The sequence below is a fragment of the Micromonospora sp. WMMD714 genome, assembly GCF_029581315.1.
GTDB classification, from domain to species: domain Bacteria; phylum Actinomycetota; class Actinomycetes; order Mycobacteriales; family Micromonosporaceae; genus Micromonospora; species Micromonospora rifamycinica.
Map to the genome: position 1 here is coordinate 5,355,533 of NZ_CP120744.1, position 17,801 is coordinate 5,373,333.

General features: G+C 69.9%; 12 protein-coding genes. 10 read left to right on the forward strand and 2 right to left on the reverse strand.

What is annotated here, in order from left to right:
* The first annotated feature begins 142 nt into the window (after window positions 1–142).
* Window positions 143–1,576 (forward strand): hypothetical protein, encoded by a 1,434-nt coding sequence (locus O7625_RS22875; protein WP_282341390.1) that lies wholly within the window; start codon window positions 143–145, stop codon window positions 1,574–1,576.
* 65 nt (window positions 1,577–1,641) lie between these two features.
* Here the strand turns inward: O7625_RS22875 and O7625_RS22880 are convergent, their stop codons facing one another.
* Together O7625_RS22880 and O7625_RS22885 are read right to left on the reverse strand one after the other, a co-directional pair.
* On the reverse strand, window positions 1,642–3,609 hold the full coding sequence (locus O7625_RS22880; RefSeq protein ID WP_282341392.1) for a hypothetical protein: 1,968 nt from the start codon (window positions 3,607–3,609) through the stop codon (window positions 1,642–1,644).
* Window positions 3,610–4,486: 877 nt separating this feature from the next.
* The gene (locus O7625_RS22885) at window positions 4,487–5,323 is read right to left on the reverse strand and encodes a helix-turn-helix transcriptional regulator (RefSeq protein WP_282341394.1); all 837 of its coding nucleotides are present in this window, start codon (window positions 5,321–5,323) and stop codon (window positions 4,487–4,489) included.
* 459 nt (window positions 5,324–5,782) lie between these two features.
* On the opposite strand from O7625_RS22885, the gene O7625_RS22890 reads away from it, so the two are divergent.
* From O7625_RS22890 to O7625_RS22930, 9 genes are all read left to right on the forward strand, one after another.
* On the forward strand, window positions 5,783–6,004 hold the full coding sequence (locus tag O7625_RS22890) for a GntR family transcriptional regulator (RefSeq protein WP_282341396.1): 222 nt from the start codon (window positions 5,783–5,785) through the stop codon (window positions 6,002–6,004).
* Between the two features lie 279 nt (window positions 6,005–6,283).
* Window positions 6,284–6,874 carry a hypothetical protein gene (locus O7625_RS22895; RefSeq protein WP_282341398.1) on the forward strand — a complete coding sequence of 197 codons (591 nt, stop codon included), beginning with the start codon at window positions 6,284–6,286 and terminating at the stop codon, window positions 6,872–6,874.
* Between the two features lie 192 nt (window positions 6,875–7,066).
* Entirely contained in the window at window positions 7,067–8,323 is a 1,257-nt protein-coding gene (locus O7625_RS22900) for a Cmx/CmrA family chloramphenicol efflux MFS transporter (RefSeq protein WP_282341400.1), read from the forward strand.
* A gap of 286 nt (window positions 8,324–8,609) precedes the next feature.
* On the forward strand, window positions 8,610–9,077 hold the full coding sequence (locus O7625_RS22905; RefSeq protein WP_089004249.1) for a hypothetical protein: 468 nt from the start codon (window positions 8,610–8,612) through the stop codon (window positions 9,075–9,077).
* Window positions 9,077–10,474: a hypothetical protein gene (locus O7625_RS22910; protein ID WP_282341402.1), complete on the forward strand. Its 1,398-nt coding sequence runs from the start codon at window positions 9,077–9,079 to the stop codon at window positions 10,472–10,474. The genes O7625_RS22905 and O7625_RS22910 overlap by 1 nt, the downstream gene beginning before the upstream one ends.
* Window positions 10,471–11,970 carry a VWA domain-containing protein gene (locus O7625_RS22915; RefSeq protein WP_282341404.1) on the forward strand — a complete coding sequence of 500 codons (1,500 nt, stop codon included), beginning with the start codon at window positions 10,471–10,473 and terminating at the stop codon, window positions 11,968–11,970. The genes O7625_RS22910 and O7625_RS22915 overlap by 4 nt, the downstream gene beginning before the upstream one ends.
* Window positions 11,971–11,984: 14 nt before the next feature.
* Complete coding sequence (locus O7625_RS22920; RefSeq protein WP_067313381.1) at window positions 11,985–13,097, forward strand: AAA family ATPase; 1,113 nt, start codon at window positions 11,985–11,987, stop codon at window positions 13,095–13,097.
* Window positions 13,098–13,171: 74 nt separating this feature from the next.
* A complete protein-coding gene (locus O7625_RS22925) occupies window positions 13,172–16,048 on the forward strand; it encodes a DUF5682 family protein (RefSeq protein WP_282347066.1) in 2,877 nt (958 codons plus the stop codon).
* A 186-nt stretch (window positions 16,049–16,234) separates the two neighbouring features.
* On the forward strand, window positions 16,235–17,776 hold the full coding sequence (locus tag O7625_RS22930; protein WP_282341407.1) for a cellulose binding domain-containing protein: 1,542 nt from the start codon (window positions 16,235–16,237) through the stop codon (window positions 17,774–17,776).
* Window positions 17,777–17,801: the final 25 nt, after the last annotated feature.

Genomic DNA, 17,801 nt, shown 5'->3' on the forward strand with positions numbered 1-17,801 from the left:
CGCACCCAGTTGGTCCGCCACCAGGTGGGTCAATCTGGGCTGCTTCAAGTTGCTGGCCAGGGCGGAAGACAGCATCCATTGACACGATGAGGTCATTCGATCACTCTGAGTGTCCGGCTTGTGCAGTGCGCCAGCACCGGGGGTGGACTTGGAAATCGACCAGCTCATAACGTCGCTGAGCTACCAGTCGCTGCTGGCGCTCCAATCATCTCCTGACCTCGTCGCCGACGTGCTGCGGTATGCCGAGACGCACGCCAAGAGCCGCGAGGCGTACTGGTATCACAAGCAGTTGACCACTGTGGACGTCGGCAACGGCGGGCTGCGGACCAGCCCGGCCCGGGTGCTGCACGAGCTGGGGGTGGCCACCACCCTGCTGACGGCGTCTCCGCTGTCGCAGGTCGCCCGGCACTGGGCCGCCGTACGCTACTGCGCGACCTTGACCAGGGCCAACAGTGGGCGTCTCGCGCTGACACGCGACGCCAACGAGGTCGTCTACCACCACAAGGTGACCCAGTCCGAGCAGTTGGGCATCGGCCTGGCCCTCGTCGTCGCCAGGCACGTGCTCCGCCGGCAGTACCCGGGGTGGACGTTCCACGCGGTCGACGCCGAGGTGGCGTTAAAGGCCGGTTTCGTGGAGGGCGGCGGTGCGGTGGAGTCCGTCTCGCCGACCAAGAAACGACCTGACTACATCCTGCTCGGGCACCACGCCACGAAGACCCGCCGGCGGATGAAGATCGTGATCCTGGAGTGCAAGGGCACCCACCAGCCGCCGAGTTTCCTCCACGGCCAGCTCGCCCGGGCCGCCGTCCAGGTGGAGGCGCTGTCGGTGGGTGGTAGGCATCCGCCGGCCCTGATGGTCGCCTCGCACCTCACCCAGACCGGGATCACCGCGTACGTGCTCGATCCGCCCGGCGACGACGAGCTGTGGTCCGGTGATGACGAGGAGCTGGACGGCCTGCTGAGCACCCGCCCCGAGGACCAGTTCTGGCGACCGCGCACGGCCACCCGGGATGACATCCGAACGGCACAGGCCGTCCCCACTTCCCCGTCGCCGGTGGGCGCGACCGGCTCTGGAACCGACCCGGCCGAGGAGTTGCCACCCGGTGCACCCCAGGTCTTCGACATACCCGAGCCGGAGCGTGGCTGGTTCACCCAGATCCTCACCCGCGCCGTGGCGGCCACCGCGCTGCTCTTCGCCGGCAACAGCTCCGCCGCCAGCGAGTACGCCACCCCACGGCAGCGCGGTACGGAGGATCCGGCAGCCCCGCCGGGCCTGTTCGATCTGGATCCGGCGTGGGCGACGAGCAGCGCGACGACCCTCCACCTGCCGCACGGGATCTCGGCGGAGGGCACCCGGCACCGTGCGCCCCTGGGTGGGGGCCGGGTGCTGGAGGTGTTCCGTGGCGTGGAGAGCCAGCTCTACCGTGAGCTGGCCGGGGGACGGATCAGCGCCTACCTGAGGGACGCCCCGGCCTTCTCCCGCAAGCGGCCGGCAGCGTCGGTCGACGGAGGGATCTACTCGTACGGCTCCGACGGGACCATCCTCGTCGTCCGTGCCCTCGACGGCAATGCTTGAGCATTCCCCGGCGGCAACGGTTATTGTTGCTGGTTATGACGGGAGCATAGCAGCAAGGAAGCAGATCATCGACGGCGATTCGAATACTCGCCACTTCGCTTCCCCTTACCCCGCAAGTGGGGTCTCACGAACGTCGTTCCATCAGGCAACGGTTGTTCGACAACCCCGGCCGCTCGACATGCCTCTTCGCGCAACGCGAGCTGCTCCGCCGACGGCTTTCTACCTGCCGGCAGTTTTCTCGTATGCCCAGCAACTCGATGCTCCTTGCTTTCGGGCCGCGCCATGTGCTTTTCCTTCGGGCGAGGGGTCAACACCTTCTCGACGAGGGGAATATACTGGAGCATCTGAACACGATGCTCTCCCGCGCGCGGAGGTGCTGACGGAACACCCGTCTGATCTAGGCTGCCGAGCACCTGCCGGAGCTTCTTGCGGCCGACGAGCTCGCTCACCGACGGACCAATTTCGCCCAGAAGCGACTTCGGCATGCCTTGCGCCACACAGTTCGACCGCAACGCCACCCCGGGCATAGTTGCCGTCCCATCGGGACTCAGATAACCCAGCTTACGCACTGTCCGCATCACCCAACCCTGCACAGCAGGGCTATGCCTCGCCTCACCTTCATCGACTTCCGGTAGATGCTCTCTGGTGAGCACGCGCGCGTCGTATTCGTGGTCGAATTTGACACCTTCGACGCACTCCGACACCTTCAACAATTTTGTTCGAATAGTAACCACAGATCTGTCAACTTGCCAACGGACAGAAAGGACCGTTCCGGAAATTAGATGATCGGGCCAACGGACACCGTGGAGTTCCCACCGATCGCTGTAACGCAGTTCAACGCCATGAGGCTCCGGATTAAATGAATGCTGGCCGTCGTCGTGATAGATTCGAAGTTGCAGAATCTCTCCACGCAAACCATCGTTTAGATCGGAGTCCGGCACCGGACACCAGCCTTCTTCGATATGCAAACCGCGTAACGGGACGCGCCACCCGATCCCCCCACGCCCTTTAGGCACATCCACGGCCCGACTCTCCCAGATGGTGCGCGGTGCATCGCCCAGGTCCACCGCGCCCATTACGGCGGAAAGCCCTTCACCCTGCGCAGAAACGGCGTTAAGGGATCGATCTCCGATGCCTTCAACTCGAAGCGACAGCACCCTCACATCCATCCGCCCTCGCACTGTCCGGGCAATCTCCCCTGCACAGTCGGCACAAGGGTGGGGACGGCGACTCTTTGCGCATGTTATCCGATGTTCTTCACATGCCTCGGCAACCAATCCATAGAGCGTGGGATCCTCAGATCCCACCGCCCTCGCGGCTTCCCCTAGGCAGCGGGCACGCAGTCTCTGGAAGGACTCCTCCCTACGTACCTGCGCCGCCTTTAGCTGCAAGTTGTCGACAACCAGCTCAGCTTCTAGGCATCTAGCTGAAGCTCGGGCATATTGTTGCCCTAACTTTCTGAGCTGAGCAAACAAGCGCTTCTTTTCTGATGGGGAAGCATGGTTGCGCAGCTCAGTCTCCACGAGCTCCTGATCCCGCTGCAGTTTATTCCTGATTTCCTCGGCATACAGCTCCCACCGCTCAGCCACAGCCACGTGCGCCAACGATTCGTCATAACATGTCTGTTTGATATCATTCAGAGCCGCGCTGACGAAATCCGCACCGGACAGTTGCCGAAGACGCCGGACCTCCAGCGGAAGCTCACGGTCCTTCACACCATCGTGAACAGCGAGCCATCCCCAAAAATCTGCCTTTGGCAGATCGACTGCATCCGGCCGAAGACCTAGAGAATCAAGCAATCGGATAAGCCCTTCGCCGAAGGAAACACCGGCGACGTGACGCATAACCATGGCATCGAGATAGTCAGGTGCCCGGTTCGGTCGACTTGCCTCAGCAAGTAAACGACGGTGGTCACGCTCAAATCTCTTACGAGCCGACCGTTGAGCACCTACCAAGGCGTCCCGAAGCTCGGTCAATTCCTGGTGGGCGCGTACATCACCAGATGCAGCAGCAACACGCAGTTCGACATCCACGAGAAGCTCCGCGTAAAGTGCGGCCGCAACCACTGCCGGCTCACCGGCTCGCCCTCGCAGGAGTTCCCTATCAGCATCCGACAGTTCTTTGCCTTGAGCTTCCTCCCGGCAGAGCGTGGCGATCCAGGAGATGTCCCGCGGCATTTGGCGGGTCGTACCGGCCGTACCATTTTTTGCGCCCTGTTGTTCGCGGTGAGCTAGGACGGTACCGTCGCGAATGGGTCGATCAGCTGGACTCACTGCCAATTGAACATTCGAACAAGCGACACACCACAAAGCAGACCAGTCCCCGGCAGCGACAACCATCGAGGCGGACACTTCCGTACGGAGGCACTTCACACATCGGAAGCTCATCTTTTTGTTGAGGGTATACCGCTGTAGCCGCCCAAGCATTGGATGTACCTTCTTGATATGATAGCCACCCGGCAAACCCTTTGACACCGCGCTCCCCTAATCGCATCGCCTCGAAAGCCTCATCGATCTTGAAATTCGGCTCATGCATTCGCCAACCTTCTGATCGCTTAGCTCACGACATCGAGCGTGACGGCCGAGATTCTACTAGGGATAGGCCTGTCACCGCAGCCGAGTACTCGACCGTCGGATGTCAACTTCACGACCGTTGAGTGCGGCTGTCTAGGTCAGCGACAGCCGCTCGCCCTGAAGAAGATAAAACGCCTCAACTCCGCATTCTGGTCCACCGACGGAACGGACCACACCTTCGCGGCACCGAGGACGTTTCGTTGGCGGCTGTCCACCTGATTCGATGGCGGAAGGCCGTCGACAGGCATGGCACCGTCCTCGTCGTAGGCGTCGCCCGACGGGTGCCATTGAGAGTGGCATCTGCTCTGATCAGCGAAAACAGGAAACCTGTGGGTGGTCAGATCTTCGGTTGGTGGACGTCGGTGCTGATCTTCTCGATCAGCCGGCGGGACTCGTCGTGGTCCAGGGCCACCGCGTCCAGACCGGCCCACGCCTGCTCATACTCGGCCACCTCCGAGGCCCGGTCGAGATAGAGCGCCCCGGTCAACAACTCGCGGTAGACCACCGGCGGATCCGGCTCCACCCGATCGACCGGCGGAAAATCCAACAACAAAAACGGACCCGCCAACAGTGCCCGATGCACCCCGACACCCAACGGCACCACCCGCAACGACACCTGCGGCAACCGACCCACCTCCACCAGATGCCGCAACTGCGCCACCATCACCGCCGGGTCGCCGACGGCACGCACCAGCACCGACTCGGCGAGCACCACCTCCACCGGGGGTGCCACCGGCAACCGCCGCAACACCTCCTGCCGCCGCAGCCGCACCTCCACCAACCGGCCCCGCTCCCCCACCGTGAGATCCGGCCGTCGCCGACACACCGCCGCCGCATAGTCACGGGTCTGCAGCAGCACGGGAATCATCCCGTCGGCGTACTCGCGGAGCCGCCGCGCATCAGCGGCCAGACTCACATACGGCTCACACCAACGCGGCAACGGATCACCGTAGGCATGCCACCAGCCCCGCGCCCGCGTCTCCCCCGCGAGAGAAACCAGCACATCGACCAGCTCGGGCCGCGCGGCGTAACGCACGCACATGTCCCGCACGTCGGTGCGACTGACGGCGGACCGACCCGCCTCCACCTGCCACAACTTCCGCCGACTGAACCGCAACGCCTCCGCCGCACCGTCCACCGACATCCCCGCCTCCACGCGCAACTGCCGCAACACCCGCCCAAGATGCCGACGCGGCACCGACGACCCGCCGTCAACCATCGACCCGCCACCCCACACCCGACCCACTCCCCCGCCACCCACGGCACCCACCCGACGACAGCAACACGTAACGACCCGCCCGCTGATTCCGCACCACCCCCACCCGCCGCACGGCCCGCCCGGACCGCACCACACCGCCGCCCCGCAAGGCCTCAAGCTCATCAGGTACGCCCACCAGTCCGCCCGAGGACCGCGAACACCCCGCCCCACACTCCACCGGCACGACCCTCCTCACCAGGTCAACACCTATCCGCCCCACCCACACGAACCACTCCCACCGCCGTCCCATGGCCACTCCCCTCGCCCTACCGTGCTGTTGGTCATCACTTTACAACTAAACACGTCAAACGTGCTATTGGTTGTAACAGTGGCATTGGTTGCAAGATCGAACCCTGGCTGTGATGGACTCCGCCCATGGCGCCCTATGAGCCGCTGTGGCGACGGATCCGGCGGGAGATCCAGGCCAAGATCGCTGCTGGCATCCTCAAGCCGGGCGACAAGCTGCCGACGACCAAGGAGCTTGCCGACGAGTACGACACGTCGGGCGTGACAGTCAGGAAGGCCGTCGAAGTCCTGATCGAGGCCGGTGTCCTGGAGGGTCGACAGGGCGTCGGAGTCTTCGTCGCCGACCGCTAGGGCAGCGTCGACATGCCCTACGCTCAACCGCTTCGGAAGTCCCTCCGGGACGACCTGAGACGAGGAGAGTGGTTCGGGATGACACTGCGGCTCCCCACCGGCGGTGGATGATGCGGGTGGAGGACGTCCTCGACGTCTTCGACCGCGCCGCAGAGCAAGGAGGCCCACCACGGCTGGGCGTCAAGCCGGGGGCTGTTCCCTCAGCCGGAACATCCCCACAGCTATCTGATCGCGGCACGGCTGCACGCCTTCAGTGACACCGAACGTTGGGCGCTGGTCGTGGACACCGTCGGTTGGGATCCGCGCGCCGGCAACGTCGTGGACCTCCTGCACGCGCTCGGCAACTGTCTCACCGGCACGAACGAGACCTGGGCCAGAAAGTTTGCCCCTCGCATCGACAACATCGCGGCGCTGTTCGAGGGTGGTCCGCTGGCGTCCCGGTACCGGCAGGTGCCGCCGGTCGTCCGAGGACGGGCCGTGCCGGTGGTCGCCGCCGCGACGACCCCTCCGGAGGACCTGTTCAGACTGCTCGCTCCCCGGCACCGCGATCTGCTCCTGGCCGAGGACGTCGAGGTCCGCCGCCTCGTCCCGGCGGACCTGCCCCAGGTGCTGCGCCTGGACGACTGGCACCACCCCCCACTGCGGGTCCGGCCGCCGAATCCCGGGCGGGAACGGCGCCGGCAGCTGCACGAAGTGCTCACCCGGCACGCACCACCGCAGGAGCGGGTGCCGTTCGAGGTCCGACCCAGCGACACCGAGACGTACCAGCAGATCGGCGCGGTGTTGGCGAGCGCCGATCCGGCCCGCTACCGGCCGACCCGCCCGGGAAACACCCATTGGAGTAACTGGCCGATGTCGGGGGCACTGTGACAGGCCTGGTGCGGGGCACGAGGTTGACGCACTCGCCCCGGGTGAAACCGGTTGCGTGCCGGCCTACCCGCATGAGTAGTGTCGGTGACATGTCGAGCCCTGAGGCATCCACGGTGGGGGCTTTCGGTCACGCCGTCAGCTCCCTCAACCGCTGAGTTCCTGGTCCGCCTCCCCGCAGCTCTGCTGCGTGGGATGTTTACGCGCACCCTGGGCGCTGGCCGCGGTGACGAGACGTCTCCTCTCGTTTCTCTCACCTCGGAGTTCTCGATGCCTCTGCCGCTCTACCTCCTTGCTGTGGCGGTCTTCGCCATGGGCACCTCGGAGTTCATGCTCGCCGGCCTGGTGCCGGACATCGCCACCAGCCTCAACGTGCCGATCGGCGCGGCCGGGCTCCTGACGTCGGCGTTCGCCGCCGGGATGGTGGTCGGCGCCCCGCTGATGGCGGCGCTTGCGCGCCGGTGGCCCGCCAGGGCCAGCCTGCTGGGTTTCGTGCTGGTTTTCGCCATGGCCCACGTCGTGGGCGCACTCACGACGAGCTTCGCGGTCCTGCTCGTCACCCGGGTGATCGCCGCCCTGGCCAACGCGGGCTTCCTCGCCGTGGCGCTGAGCACGGCGGCCACGCTCGTCGCCCCCGACCAGAAAGGGCGCGCACTGGCGGTGCTGCTCTCCGGCACGACGATGGCCACCATCGCTGGAGTGCCGGGCGGTGCCCTGCTCGGCACGGTGTTCAGCTGGCGTTCGACCTTCTGGGCGATCGCACTGCTCTGCCTTCCCGCTGCCCTCGGCGTCGTGAAGGGCATCCCGGCCCGCGGTGGAAAGATCCGGTCGGGGACCGTGGGGATCTCGTCACTTCGCGACGAGATCGCCCAACTCACGATGCCCAGGCTGCTCCTGGTCATGCTGCTCGGTGCTCTGGTCAACGCCGCCACCTTCGCCACGTTCACCTTCCTGGCACCGATCGTGACCGACACCGCCGGCCTGGGTCAGCTCTGGGTTCCCGCCGTCCTGATGCTCTTCGGCACGGGGTCCTTCGTCGGCGTCACCCTCGCGGGACGGCTCTCCGACAGGCATCCCGCGATCGTGATCGCAGTCGGTGGCCCGCTGCTACTGCTCGGCTGGATCGCGTTGGGTGCCCTGGCTCCTCAGCCTGCGGCGCTTCTCCTCCTCGCGGTCACGCAGGGCACGCTCTCCTTCGCGTTGGGTGCCACCCTGATCACCCGGGTGCTCTACGAAGCCACAGACGCCCCCACCATGGGTGGGTCGTATGCCACCGCAGCGCTCAACATCGGTGCGGCCGGCGGCCCCGTCGTCGCCGCAGCGACCCTCACGGCCGATGCTGGCGACCTCGGCCCGGTCCGGGTCAGCGGCCTCCTGGTCGCGGTCACACTGCTCATCGCCCTGCCGTTCCTACGGGTCATCGCACCCCGCCCCGACCGGGCGCCCCGGTGACCCGCAGGAACGCCGACTACCAGAGGCCGCGGAAGCGCGGCCGACCAGCGGGGAGCACCGGTCAGCAGGCCCACAGCCGGGGCGGTGCCCCGGGCGGGCGGCCGGGTCGTGTCGGCGGGGGGAAGGGGGCCGTGGAAGTGTCGTACCCGTGGGCCATGATCTTGTGGTCACGGCGACGCCGGCCCCGGTCGGTGCGTGCCATCAACGCTGGTCAACGCCGGTGTCACGGCGGGTGGGAGGACGTGTGGTGACGGACCCTGACGGGACCGCCTGGCGGCGGCGGAGCGTGCTGGCGGTGGTCCCGCCCGCCCGGCCCCGCAAGCTGGCCAAGGTGCCCTTCGTCGAGCTGGCCGACGGACGTTTGCAGGGGGTGGTGTCCAGCGGCTCCGACATCGAACGGGTCTACGTCTCGTCGGTGGCCGCCGGCACCCACGCCTACCACTGCAGCACCAACAACAACCGGCCCTGCGGCGGGCTGCGGGGCGCACCCTGCAAGCACCTGGAGGCCCTCGCCGACGAGGCCGTGCTCCAGTACGGTGTCGACCGGGTCGCCCGCTACCTGCGGGTCGACGCCGGCGAGGGGACGCAGACCGGCGTCGAGCTGCTGGCCCGGCTGGACGCCCGGCACGAGCCGACCCCGGCCGCGGTGGTCTTCAGCCGGTTCCTGCGCCACCTGGCCTACCTCGAACTCCCGACCAGCACCACGGCGCTGCCCGAGCTGCACTGGTTCCCGTCGACCGGGGCGGGTCGCTGATGCTGGGCACGCAGCTGGCGCAGCTGCGCGGCGGCGGCCCCACCGGGCTGGCCGACGCCGACGACGTGGTCGCCGGATTCGACGAGGCGCTGCTGCGGGGCTTCGCCCGGGTCGGCGAGGCGGACGCGGCCGCGTTGACGGCCCTGGCCGACGCGGTGGCGGGCACCCCGCTGGGCGACCGGGTGGCCGAGGCGGTGGGCAAGGTGGCCGCCGGTTCGGTCGGCCAGGAGCAGCTGGCCGCGCTGGCCGGGGCCCGGGTCGCGCTGCTCGGGGCGGCCCACGACGCCCTGACCGGCCAGCTCGACACCGCCCTCGGGCGGGACCGGGCGGCGTGGCCGTCGCCGGCCGACGAGCCGACCGACGCCTCCCCCGCCCGCGCCGCCGCCCGGTCCTGGCTGCACGAGACGGCCCTCGCCGGGTGGCACGGTGTCGACCACGAGCTGCTCTCCGCGGTCGGCACGCCGGTCGAGACCGCGCTGGCCGAGCCGGGAGCCCGACGGCTGGCGGTGCTGCTCGACGGGCTCGCCGCCGAGCTGCGGGCCGGGCTGCCGGTGGCCGGCATGCCCCGGGTGCCGGTGCGTCGCTGGGCGGACCTGTGGTCCCGGGGCGTGCTGCTGGCCCAGGACGGGCCGACCGGGGCCACCGCCGTCGACCCGGAGCGGGTCAGCGGGCGGCTGCTGCCGCTCGGGGTGGACGTCCACGAACACGAGACCGCCGTCCAGGTGCAACTGCACGCGATCCTCGAACCGACCGGCACCGGGACGCCCCGGCTGGTCCGGGTGACGGTGGGCGCGGCCAAGGTCGCCACCATCGGCGGGCCGGCGGTGTGGCGGTTGCTGTCGGCGTACCCCGTGCTGCTCACCGCGATCGCCCAACGGCGGGCGCTGACCGTCACCGACCTGCCGGCCCACGGCGGCGACCTGCTCTGGGTCGACGGGCAGGCGCAGGCGGGCGAGCCCGCCGACCCGTTCGCCACCGCCCGGGTGCTGCTCGGCGCGGCGACGGCGACGGCGGTCCCACCGCTGGACCGGCACCCGGCGGCGATCGCCGAGCCGGTCCTGCTGGAGGGCTACACCGTGCACGACGACGGGCTGACCCTCGACCTCGACGGGCACCGCCTCGCGGTCGCCGTCGACCGGTTACCCACGGCGGGTCCGCTCACCCCCGCGCTGGTCGCCGCCTCGTCCACCTGCCTGGGCCTGCTGCGCTGGGACGACGGGCGGTGGTGGGTGCAGCCGCTCGCGGTGCGGGCCACCGTCAAACGCCGGCCGGTGGAGGCGCACAACGGCGACTGGGCCGACGGGGTGACCGACCCGAAGGTGGCGAAGGCCGAGGCCAGGGCGGGCGACGCCGTGGCCGTGCTGCGCGAGCGCGCGGGACGGTTGCTGCGCCGATGAGCGACCCCACCCCGACGACCGATGCCCCGACCCCGGGTGCCGCCGTGCCGGCGGACGACCCGGTGACCCCGGATGACCTCGCCGCCGCCAACCGCCGGCAGGTGCTCTACTGGCGGCTGCTGGGGCGGCTGTTCGACCCCGACGAGCAGCCCACGCTGGAGTCGGCGAGCGTGGCCGTGGTCGACGACCTCGGCCTGCCCGCCACGCTACTGGACCCGACCGTGTCGGTGGACACCGTCGTGCAGCGCTTCCCGGCGCTCGCCGACGAACTCCGCGGCCTACTCGCCCCCGACCCGGCCGGGAGCACCGACCCGGCCGGAAACGCCGATACGACCGGGAACGCCGGCCCCGCCGGGGGTAGCGGCCCGGACCACGGCCACGCGGACGATGGCCAGGCCGACGACGACGGCGGCGGCGGGGCGCACCGGCCCGGCGAGGCCGAAGTGCGCCGGGCCGCGCTGGTGTCGAAGCTGCTGCTCAACGTCTTCGGCACCGGGTCGGGACCGGTCAGCGCCGGCCAGCTGGCCCGCTGGCAGGCCGACGCCGGCTGGTTCGAGCAGGCGCTCGGCTGCGATCCGGGAGAACTGCGGCGGCAGGGCGGCACCGGGTTGGGCGGCACCCTCGCCGGTCTGGAGGGCGACCTGGTCCGCCGGATGCACCTGCGGGAGGTGCTGGCCGACCCGAAGCTGGCCGCCCAGCTCACCCCGAGCATGTCGCTGATCGAGCAGTTGCTGCGGGACAAGGCGAACCTGTCCGGGGTGGCGCTGGCCAACGCCAAGGCGCTGATCCGGCGGTACGTCGACGAGGTCGCCGAGGTGCTGCGGACCCAGGTCGAACAGACCACAGTCGGCACGATCGACCGGTCGGTGCCGCCGAAGCGGGTGTTCCGCAACCTCGACCTCGACCGCACCATCTGGCAGAACCTCACCAACTGGAGCCCGGAGGACGAGCGCCTCTACGTCGACCGGCTCTATTACCGGCAGACCGCCCGCAAGACCACCCCGTCCCGGTTGATCGTGGTGGTGGACCAGTCCGGGTCGATGGTCGACTCGATGGTCAACTGCACCATCCTGGCCTCGATCTTCGCCGGGCTGCCCAAGGTCGACGTGCACCTCATCGCGTACGACACCCGGGCGTTGGACCTGACCCCGTGGGTGCACGACCCGTTCGAGGTGCTGCTGCGCACCAAGCTCGGCGGCGGCAACGACGGGCCGGTGGCGATGGCGATGGCCCGCCCCAAGATCGTCGAGCCGCGGAACACGGTGATGGTGTGGATCTCGGACTTCTACGAGTTCGACCGCTCCCAGCCGCTGTTCGACGGCATCGAGGCGGTGCACCGCTCCGGGGTGCGGTTCATCCCGGTCGGCTCGGTCAGCAGCTCCGGCCAGCAGAGCGTCAACCCCTGGTTCCGGCAGCGCCTCAAGGACCTGGGCACCCCGGTCCTCTCCGGTCACATCCGCAAACTCGTCTTCGAGCTCAAGAACTTCCTCACCTAGGAGAATCACCCCTGATGTCCGAGATGTTGCGTGCCCCCGCCGAGGTCAAGTACGCCGACGAACTCGACTACCTGGAGTCGGTCGACACCGGCCCGAAGCCGTTCTCGTGGCGGCTGAGCCCACGCATGGTGCGGCTGTTCGTCCTCGGCTCGGAACGGGCCGACGGGCTGGACCGGCAGATCCCGCAGAAGTGGTTCGGCGACCGCAGTTTCGTCGAACGCAGCATCGTGACCCTGGCGTCGGACCGGGGCCTGCTGCTCATCGGCGACCCCGGCACCGGCAAGAGCTGGCTGGCCGAGCTGCTGTCCGCCGCGATCTGCCGCAACTCGACGCTGGTGGTGCAGGGCACCGCCGGCACCACCGAGGACCACATCAAGTACTCCTGGAACGTCTCGATGGTCATCGCCAAGGGGCAGTCCCGCGAGTCGATGATCCCGTCGCCGATCATGACGGCGATGGAGCAGGGCGTGGTGGGCCGTTTCGAGGAGCTGACCCGCTCCACCAGCGACGTGCAGGACGCGCTGATCTCCATCCTGTCGGAGAAGTACGTCTCCATCCCCGAGCTGAACGACGACAACATCGTCTTCGCCCAGCCCGGCTTCTCCATCATCGCCACCGCGAACAGCCGGGACCGGGGTGTCAACGACCTGTCGTCGGCGTTGAAGCGCCGGTTCAACTTCGTCCGGATCCCGGTGGTCACCAACAAGCGCAGCGAGGCGGAGATCGTCCGGTTCCGTACCGAGGAGCTGCTGCGCCGGCACCGCATCGAGCTGGACGTGCCACCCACCCTGCTGGACATCCTGTTGCAGAGCTTCGCCGACCTGCGGGCCGCCGCCGCGTCGGCGACCAGCGACGACGAGAAGCTGGAGTCGGCGCTGTCCACCGCCGAGCAGATCGGCGTGCTGGAGGACGCCATCCTGCACAGCCAGTTCTTCGGTGACCGGGTGCTGCGGCCGGAGACGCTGGCCGGGTCGCTGATGGGCTCGCTGGCCCGCCGCAGCCCGGAGGACCTGGCCATCCTCAACAAGTACCTGCACGGGGTGGTGGAGCCCCGGGCCAAGAAGGACGGCGCGGACTGGGCGGGCTTCCTCGACGGTGGCCGCCAGGCGATCGCCTCGCTGTCGTGACGACCGCCGACGCCCGCACCGACGCCCCGGCCGGGAGCGCCGCCGTCGCCCCGGACCCGACCGCCGTCGACGGGGTGGTCGTCGGCCCGTTCGGGGCGCTGCGGGAGCAGCTCACCGACGCGGCGGCCACCTTCGCCGGCTCGGCCGACGCGCTGGCCGGCATCCTCACCGGCATCGTCGACGACGTCGACCGGGCGCTGGGCGAGCGGTTGGAGATCTTCCCGGTCTGCCACCACTCGCCGGCCTCGGCGCTGGCGATGGTACGCCGGCTGCGGCACAAGCAGCCCAAGGTGATCTACCTGGAGCTCTGCGAGGATCTCCAGCCGCTCCTCGGTGAGCTGCGCAACTGCCGGTTGCCGGTGGCGGTGCAGGCGTTCGCCTCCGAGCTGGACGGCTTCCCCGCCGAGTGGGGTCCGCTCAGCGTCGTCGCGCCGGTCACCGAGGCGTCCGCCGAGTACCAGGCGATCGCGTACGCCTTGGAGACGCCGGGGGTGGAGCTGGTGTTGGTGGACCGCTCCACCGACCACGTCTTCCAGTGGTCCCCGCGCCACGACGCCGCTCCGGCGGACGACAGCCCGGCCGGCGACGGCGGGCCGGTGGACGACGGCGGCCCGGCGGCGGCCACCGCGGCGGCCGGCGGCGCGGGCGAGCAGGCCGCGTTGCACGGCGACGCGGTCGGCGTGGAGATCGGTGACCTGCGGCCCCGGTTCGCCGAGCTGGAGGCGTTCCTGCTGCACCACGGGAAGGTGCGGCACTGGTCGGAGTGGTGGGACCAGTACGTCGAGCGGCCCCTCGCCGCCGCCGACCACGACACCTACCGGCAGGTGATGGTGCTGATCGGCAGCCTGTTCCGCCGGCTGCGCCCCGCCGGGTCGGACCGCACCGACCGGGACGAGGACCGGGAGCGCTACATGTGGACCCGGATGCGGCAGCACCTCGCCGCGTCCGGAGCCGATCCGGCGGACTGCCTGTACGTGTGCGGCGCCTTCCACGCCGCCAGCCGGGTCGAGCAGTTCGGCCTGGACTCCCCCGCCCCGGACTTCGCGATCACCCCCCGTACCGGCACCCGTTGGCGGTACGGGCTGATCCCGTCGAGCCACTCGGCCATCGAGGCGCAGTTCGGCCTCGCCCCGGGGTCGGTGTCGATCGCCGCCGCCACCTGGACCAAGGCGGTGGGCGGGTCGGGTCCGGCACCGTACCGGCTCGACGGTCAACGGGGCGGCAAGGCCGGCCGGGGCCGGCGCAAGGCCGTCCCGCCGGTCGTCGCGCCGGCCGGTCCGGTCGCCGACCGGCTCACCGGGTTCCTCGCCGCGCCCCCGCACCTCGACGGGCTGGACGAGGCGGAGCTGCGCGGCTGGTGCGTGGACATCGTGCGGCTGGCCCGCCGCAACGGCTACCTGGCCAGCACCGCCGACGCGATCGCGGTGTTCGAGACCTCGATCCTGCTGGCCGGGTTGCGCAACCGGGCCCGCCCGACCCCGTACGACTTCGCCGACGCGGCGGTGACCTGCATCGAGAAGGACGTCGTACCGGGCCGGCGGGACGTGCGGCGGCTCTGCGAGATCCTGCTCGGCGGGGACCGGATCGGGCAGGTCGGCTACGACGCCCTGCCTCCGCTGGCCCGCGACGTGCTCGACCGGCTCGAGCCGCTCGGCCTGGACCTGGAGAAGCGCACCATCGGGCGGGCCCTGCTCGACCTGCACGCCGACCCCGGGCTGGCCGGCTGTTCGGATCTGCTGTGGATCCTGCGGCACCTCCTTCCCGGCGACGCGGTCCGCCCGATCATGGGTGAGCGCCGGCTGGGGCACCGGTCGATCCAGGAGAGCTGGGACCTGGCGCTCGGTCGCCACCAGCGGGCGTTGATCGAGCTGGGGTACGAGGGGGTGACCGTCGAGCAGGTGCTGGAGCAGCGGCTGCGCCGGTCGGTACGGGGTCCGGACGCGACCGCCGCCGGTGCCCTGGCCGCCGTGGAGGACGCCATCCGGCTGCTGCACAGCCCCCGGTTGGTCGACGAGCTGGGCACCCGGGCGGTGGAGCTGCTGTCCACCGAGCGCACGGTGGACGACGCCCCGGAGGTGCTGCGGCGGATCCGTCGGTTGCTGGCCCACCACCGGGCCACCGCACCGACCCTGCCGGCCTGGTGCGAGGCGTTCGTGACGACCGGCTACGCGCACTACTGCACGCTGCTGCCGACCGCGTTCGTCGAGGAGGAGACCGGGGTCCGGCAGGTGGGGGCGATGCTGGGCTTCCTGTTCAGCATGGAGAGCCTGGCGCTCTCCCTGGGCTGTGACCGGTCCCAGCTCGAACTCGCGGTCGCCCAGTCGCATCCGGAGGCACCGGCGAAGGTCGCCCTGGTCTGGGCGGCCCGCCACCACCTCGGCCTGCTGCCGCTGGCCGAGCTGCGGGAGCGCTGCACGGGCCTGCTGGCCAACCCGCTGGTGGTGCCCGCCTTCCCGCGCTACCTCTCCGGTTTCGTGCACGCGCTGGAACCGGTGCCGGGGCTCGCCCCGTTCGTGGTGGAGACGATGTCCAGCGCCTTCGCCCGGCTGCCCGACCCGGTGCTGCTGCCCTGGCTGCCCACCCTGATCACCACCCTGCGGGAGCACGGCCCGGAACTCGTGCCGGTGCTGGTCCGGGAGGCCGCGCGCACCTTCCCGGGGACGTTGCCCGAGCTGGACGCCTGGGTGCCGCCGTGGCGGGGATCGGGTGCCGCCGCACCCGCGCCGACGGCGCACCGGGGCGTACCGGTGGGTCAGGTGCACACCCTGCTCGCCGCGCACCCGGCGGCCCTCGACGCGGTGGCCACGTTGCTCGGCTGCGACGGCGACTGGTCGGCGCCACCCGCCGACCCGGTGGGGGCGGCGGTGCCGGCGCTGCTGGCCGGGCATCCGGCCACCGCGCAGGCGGTCGCCGCCCTGCTGAGCGGCCCGGAACAGGGTCACCTCCGGTGAGGGGGAACCGGGTGGACGGCTGCCGGTAACGCGGTCGACGGGCGTCCCGATCCGGGTCGTGTGAGATGTCCCATGCCCGCCGGAGGACAGGTGGAGGGCAGGCCGGAGCACCGCCGACGGTCCGGCGGGATTCTTGCCGATGCTTCTGCCTGTTTCCGGCGGTCCGGGATCACTTGACTCGTCGTCATGACGCAAACCTGGAAAGCGACCCCCCGTTCGGTGGTCGCCGGCGTGCTGCTCGGCACCATGGTGCTGGCCGGTCCGCTGACGGCGCCCTCACACGCCGCGCCCAGCCAGCCGTTCGCACCGTCGGCGACGACGCCGACGGCCGAGGACGGCCGCTCCATTCTCGACCTGATCCCGGCGCAGACCCGGGACCGGATGCTCGCCCAGGCCCCGCTGGTCGACGCCGCCAACATCGTGCGTACCGCCGTGGACGCCGGCACGCCGCGCGGCTACGCCGGCATCGGGCTGGTGGACGACCACGTCACGCTCTGGTGGAAGGGCGCCCTGCCCGGTGACGTCGCGGCGGCGGTGGCCACCGCGCGGCACACCGCCCCGGTCGAGGTGGTCGGGGCCACGTACTCCCGTACCGAGTTGAAGAAGGCGGCGGCGAAGATCGCCCCCGTGGTGGACGCCGACCCGAAGGACGCCGCCCACGCCGTCCGGCTGCGTACCGACGGATCCGGCATCGAGGTCGCGGTCGACCCGAAGATCGGCGCCAGGCAGCCGAAGCTGCCGGCGACCGGGGTCAGCACCCGGACCGTGGTCCGCGAGCGGATGGTCGAGCGGTCCCGGTACAACGACTCCGCACCGTACGACGGCGGGATCGGCATCGGCCTGACCACCTACGCCTGCACCGCCGGCTTCGGTGTCCGCAACTACACCACCAACGTGGGCTACCTGCTCACCGCGGAGCACTGCGGCCCGATCGGTCAGCCGTGGCACGTCGGCTGGAACACGAACACCAACACCGGCACGCTGATCGGCTACTCGGTCGCCAGCAACGACGACCACGACACCATGCTGGTCTCCACCTCCTCGCCGGGCAGCCACATCTACGTCGGTGGGCAGAACGACGAGGTACGCGCCCAGGTGACCGGGTGGACCCAGGTCGTCCCCGGCCAGCTGCTCTGCCAGTCGGGGTACACCTCGGCCGGCGAGATCGGCGGACCGGTCTGCAACCTGCGGGTCGACTTCCACTACGACGACATCGAGGACCTGGTCGAGGCGACCCAGCTCGACGGCGACGAGTCGGCACGGGGTGGGGACAGCGGCGGGCCGGTCTACGCCGTCAACGCCAACGGCACCGTCCTGGCGGCCGGCACCACCACCCGGTCGGCCGGTCCCGGCTTCGGCTTCCAGGACTTCGCCACCGCCCGCGACGACTACGGCGACATCCGGCCGGCGACCGCCCTGGCCAGCACCTGCCGGGTGTCGTACGTGGTGACCGACTCGTGGGGCACCGGCTTCAACGCCAGCGTCACCGTCTACAACGACGGCCCGGCGGTCAGCGGCTGGTCGCTCGGCTGGACCTTCCCCGGCAGTCAGTCGGTCCAGGGCCACTGGAACGGTGTCTTCCAGCAGACCGGGGCGAACGTCACGGTGACCAACGAGAGCCACAACGCCAGCATCCCGACCAACGGGGCGGTCAGCTTCGGCTTCACCGCCAACGGCGCTCCCGCGACCCCGGCGCCGTTCACCCTCAACGGCACCACCTGCAACTGATCCGTCCGGGCCGCCCGGGCACCGC

Bases quoted from the DNA above. Each gene is read 5' to 3' on its own strand.
- O7625_RS22900 (WP_282341400.1), top strand. From the start codon at position 7,067: ATGTTTACGCGCACCCTGGGCGCTGGCCGCGGTGACGAGACGTCTCCT.
- O7625_RS22930 (WP_282341407.1), top strand. From the start codon at position 16,235: ATGACGCAAACCTGGAAAGCGACCCCCCGTTCGGTGGTCGCCGGCGTG.
- O7625_RS22915 (WP_282341404.1), top strand. From the start codon at position 10,471: ATGAGCGACCCCACCCCGACGACCGATGCCCCGACCCCGGGTGCCGCC.
- O7625_RS22910 (WP_282341402.1), top strand. From the start codon at position 9,077: ATGCTGGGCACGCAGCTGGCGCAGCTGCGCGGCGGCGGCCCCACCGGG.
- O7625_RS22890 (WP_282341396.1), top strand. From the start codon at position 5,783: ATGGCGCCCTATGAGCCGCTGTGGCGACGGATCCGGCGGGAGATCCAG.
- O7625_RS22920 (WP_067313381.1), top strand. From the start codon at position 11,985: ATGTCCGAGATGTTGCGTGCCCCCGCCGAGGTCAAGTACGCCGACGAA.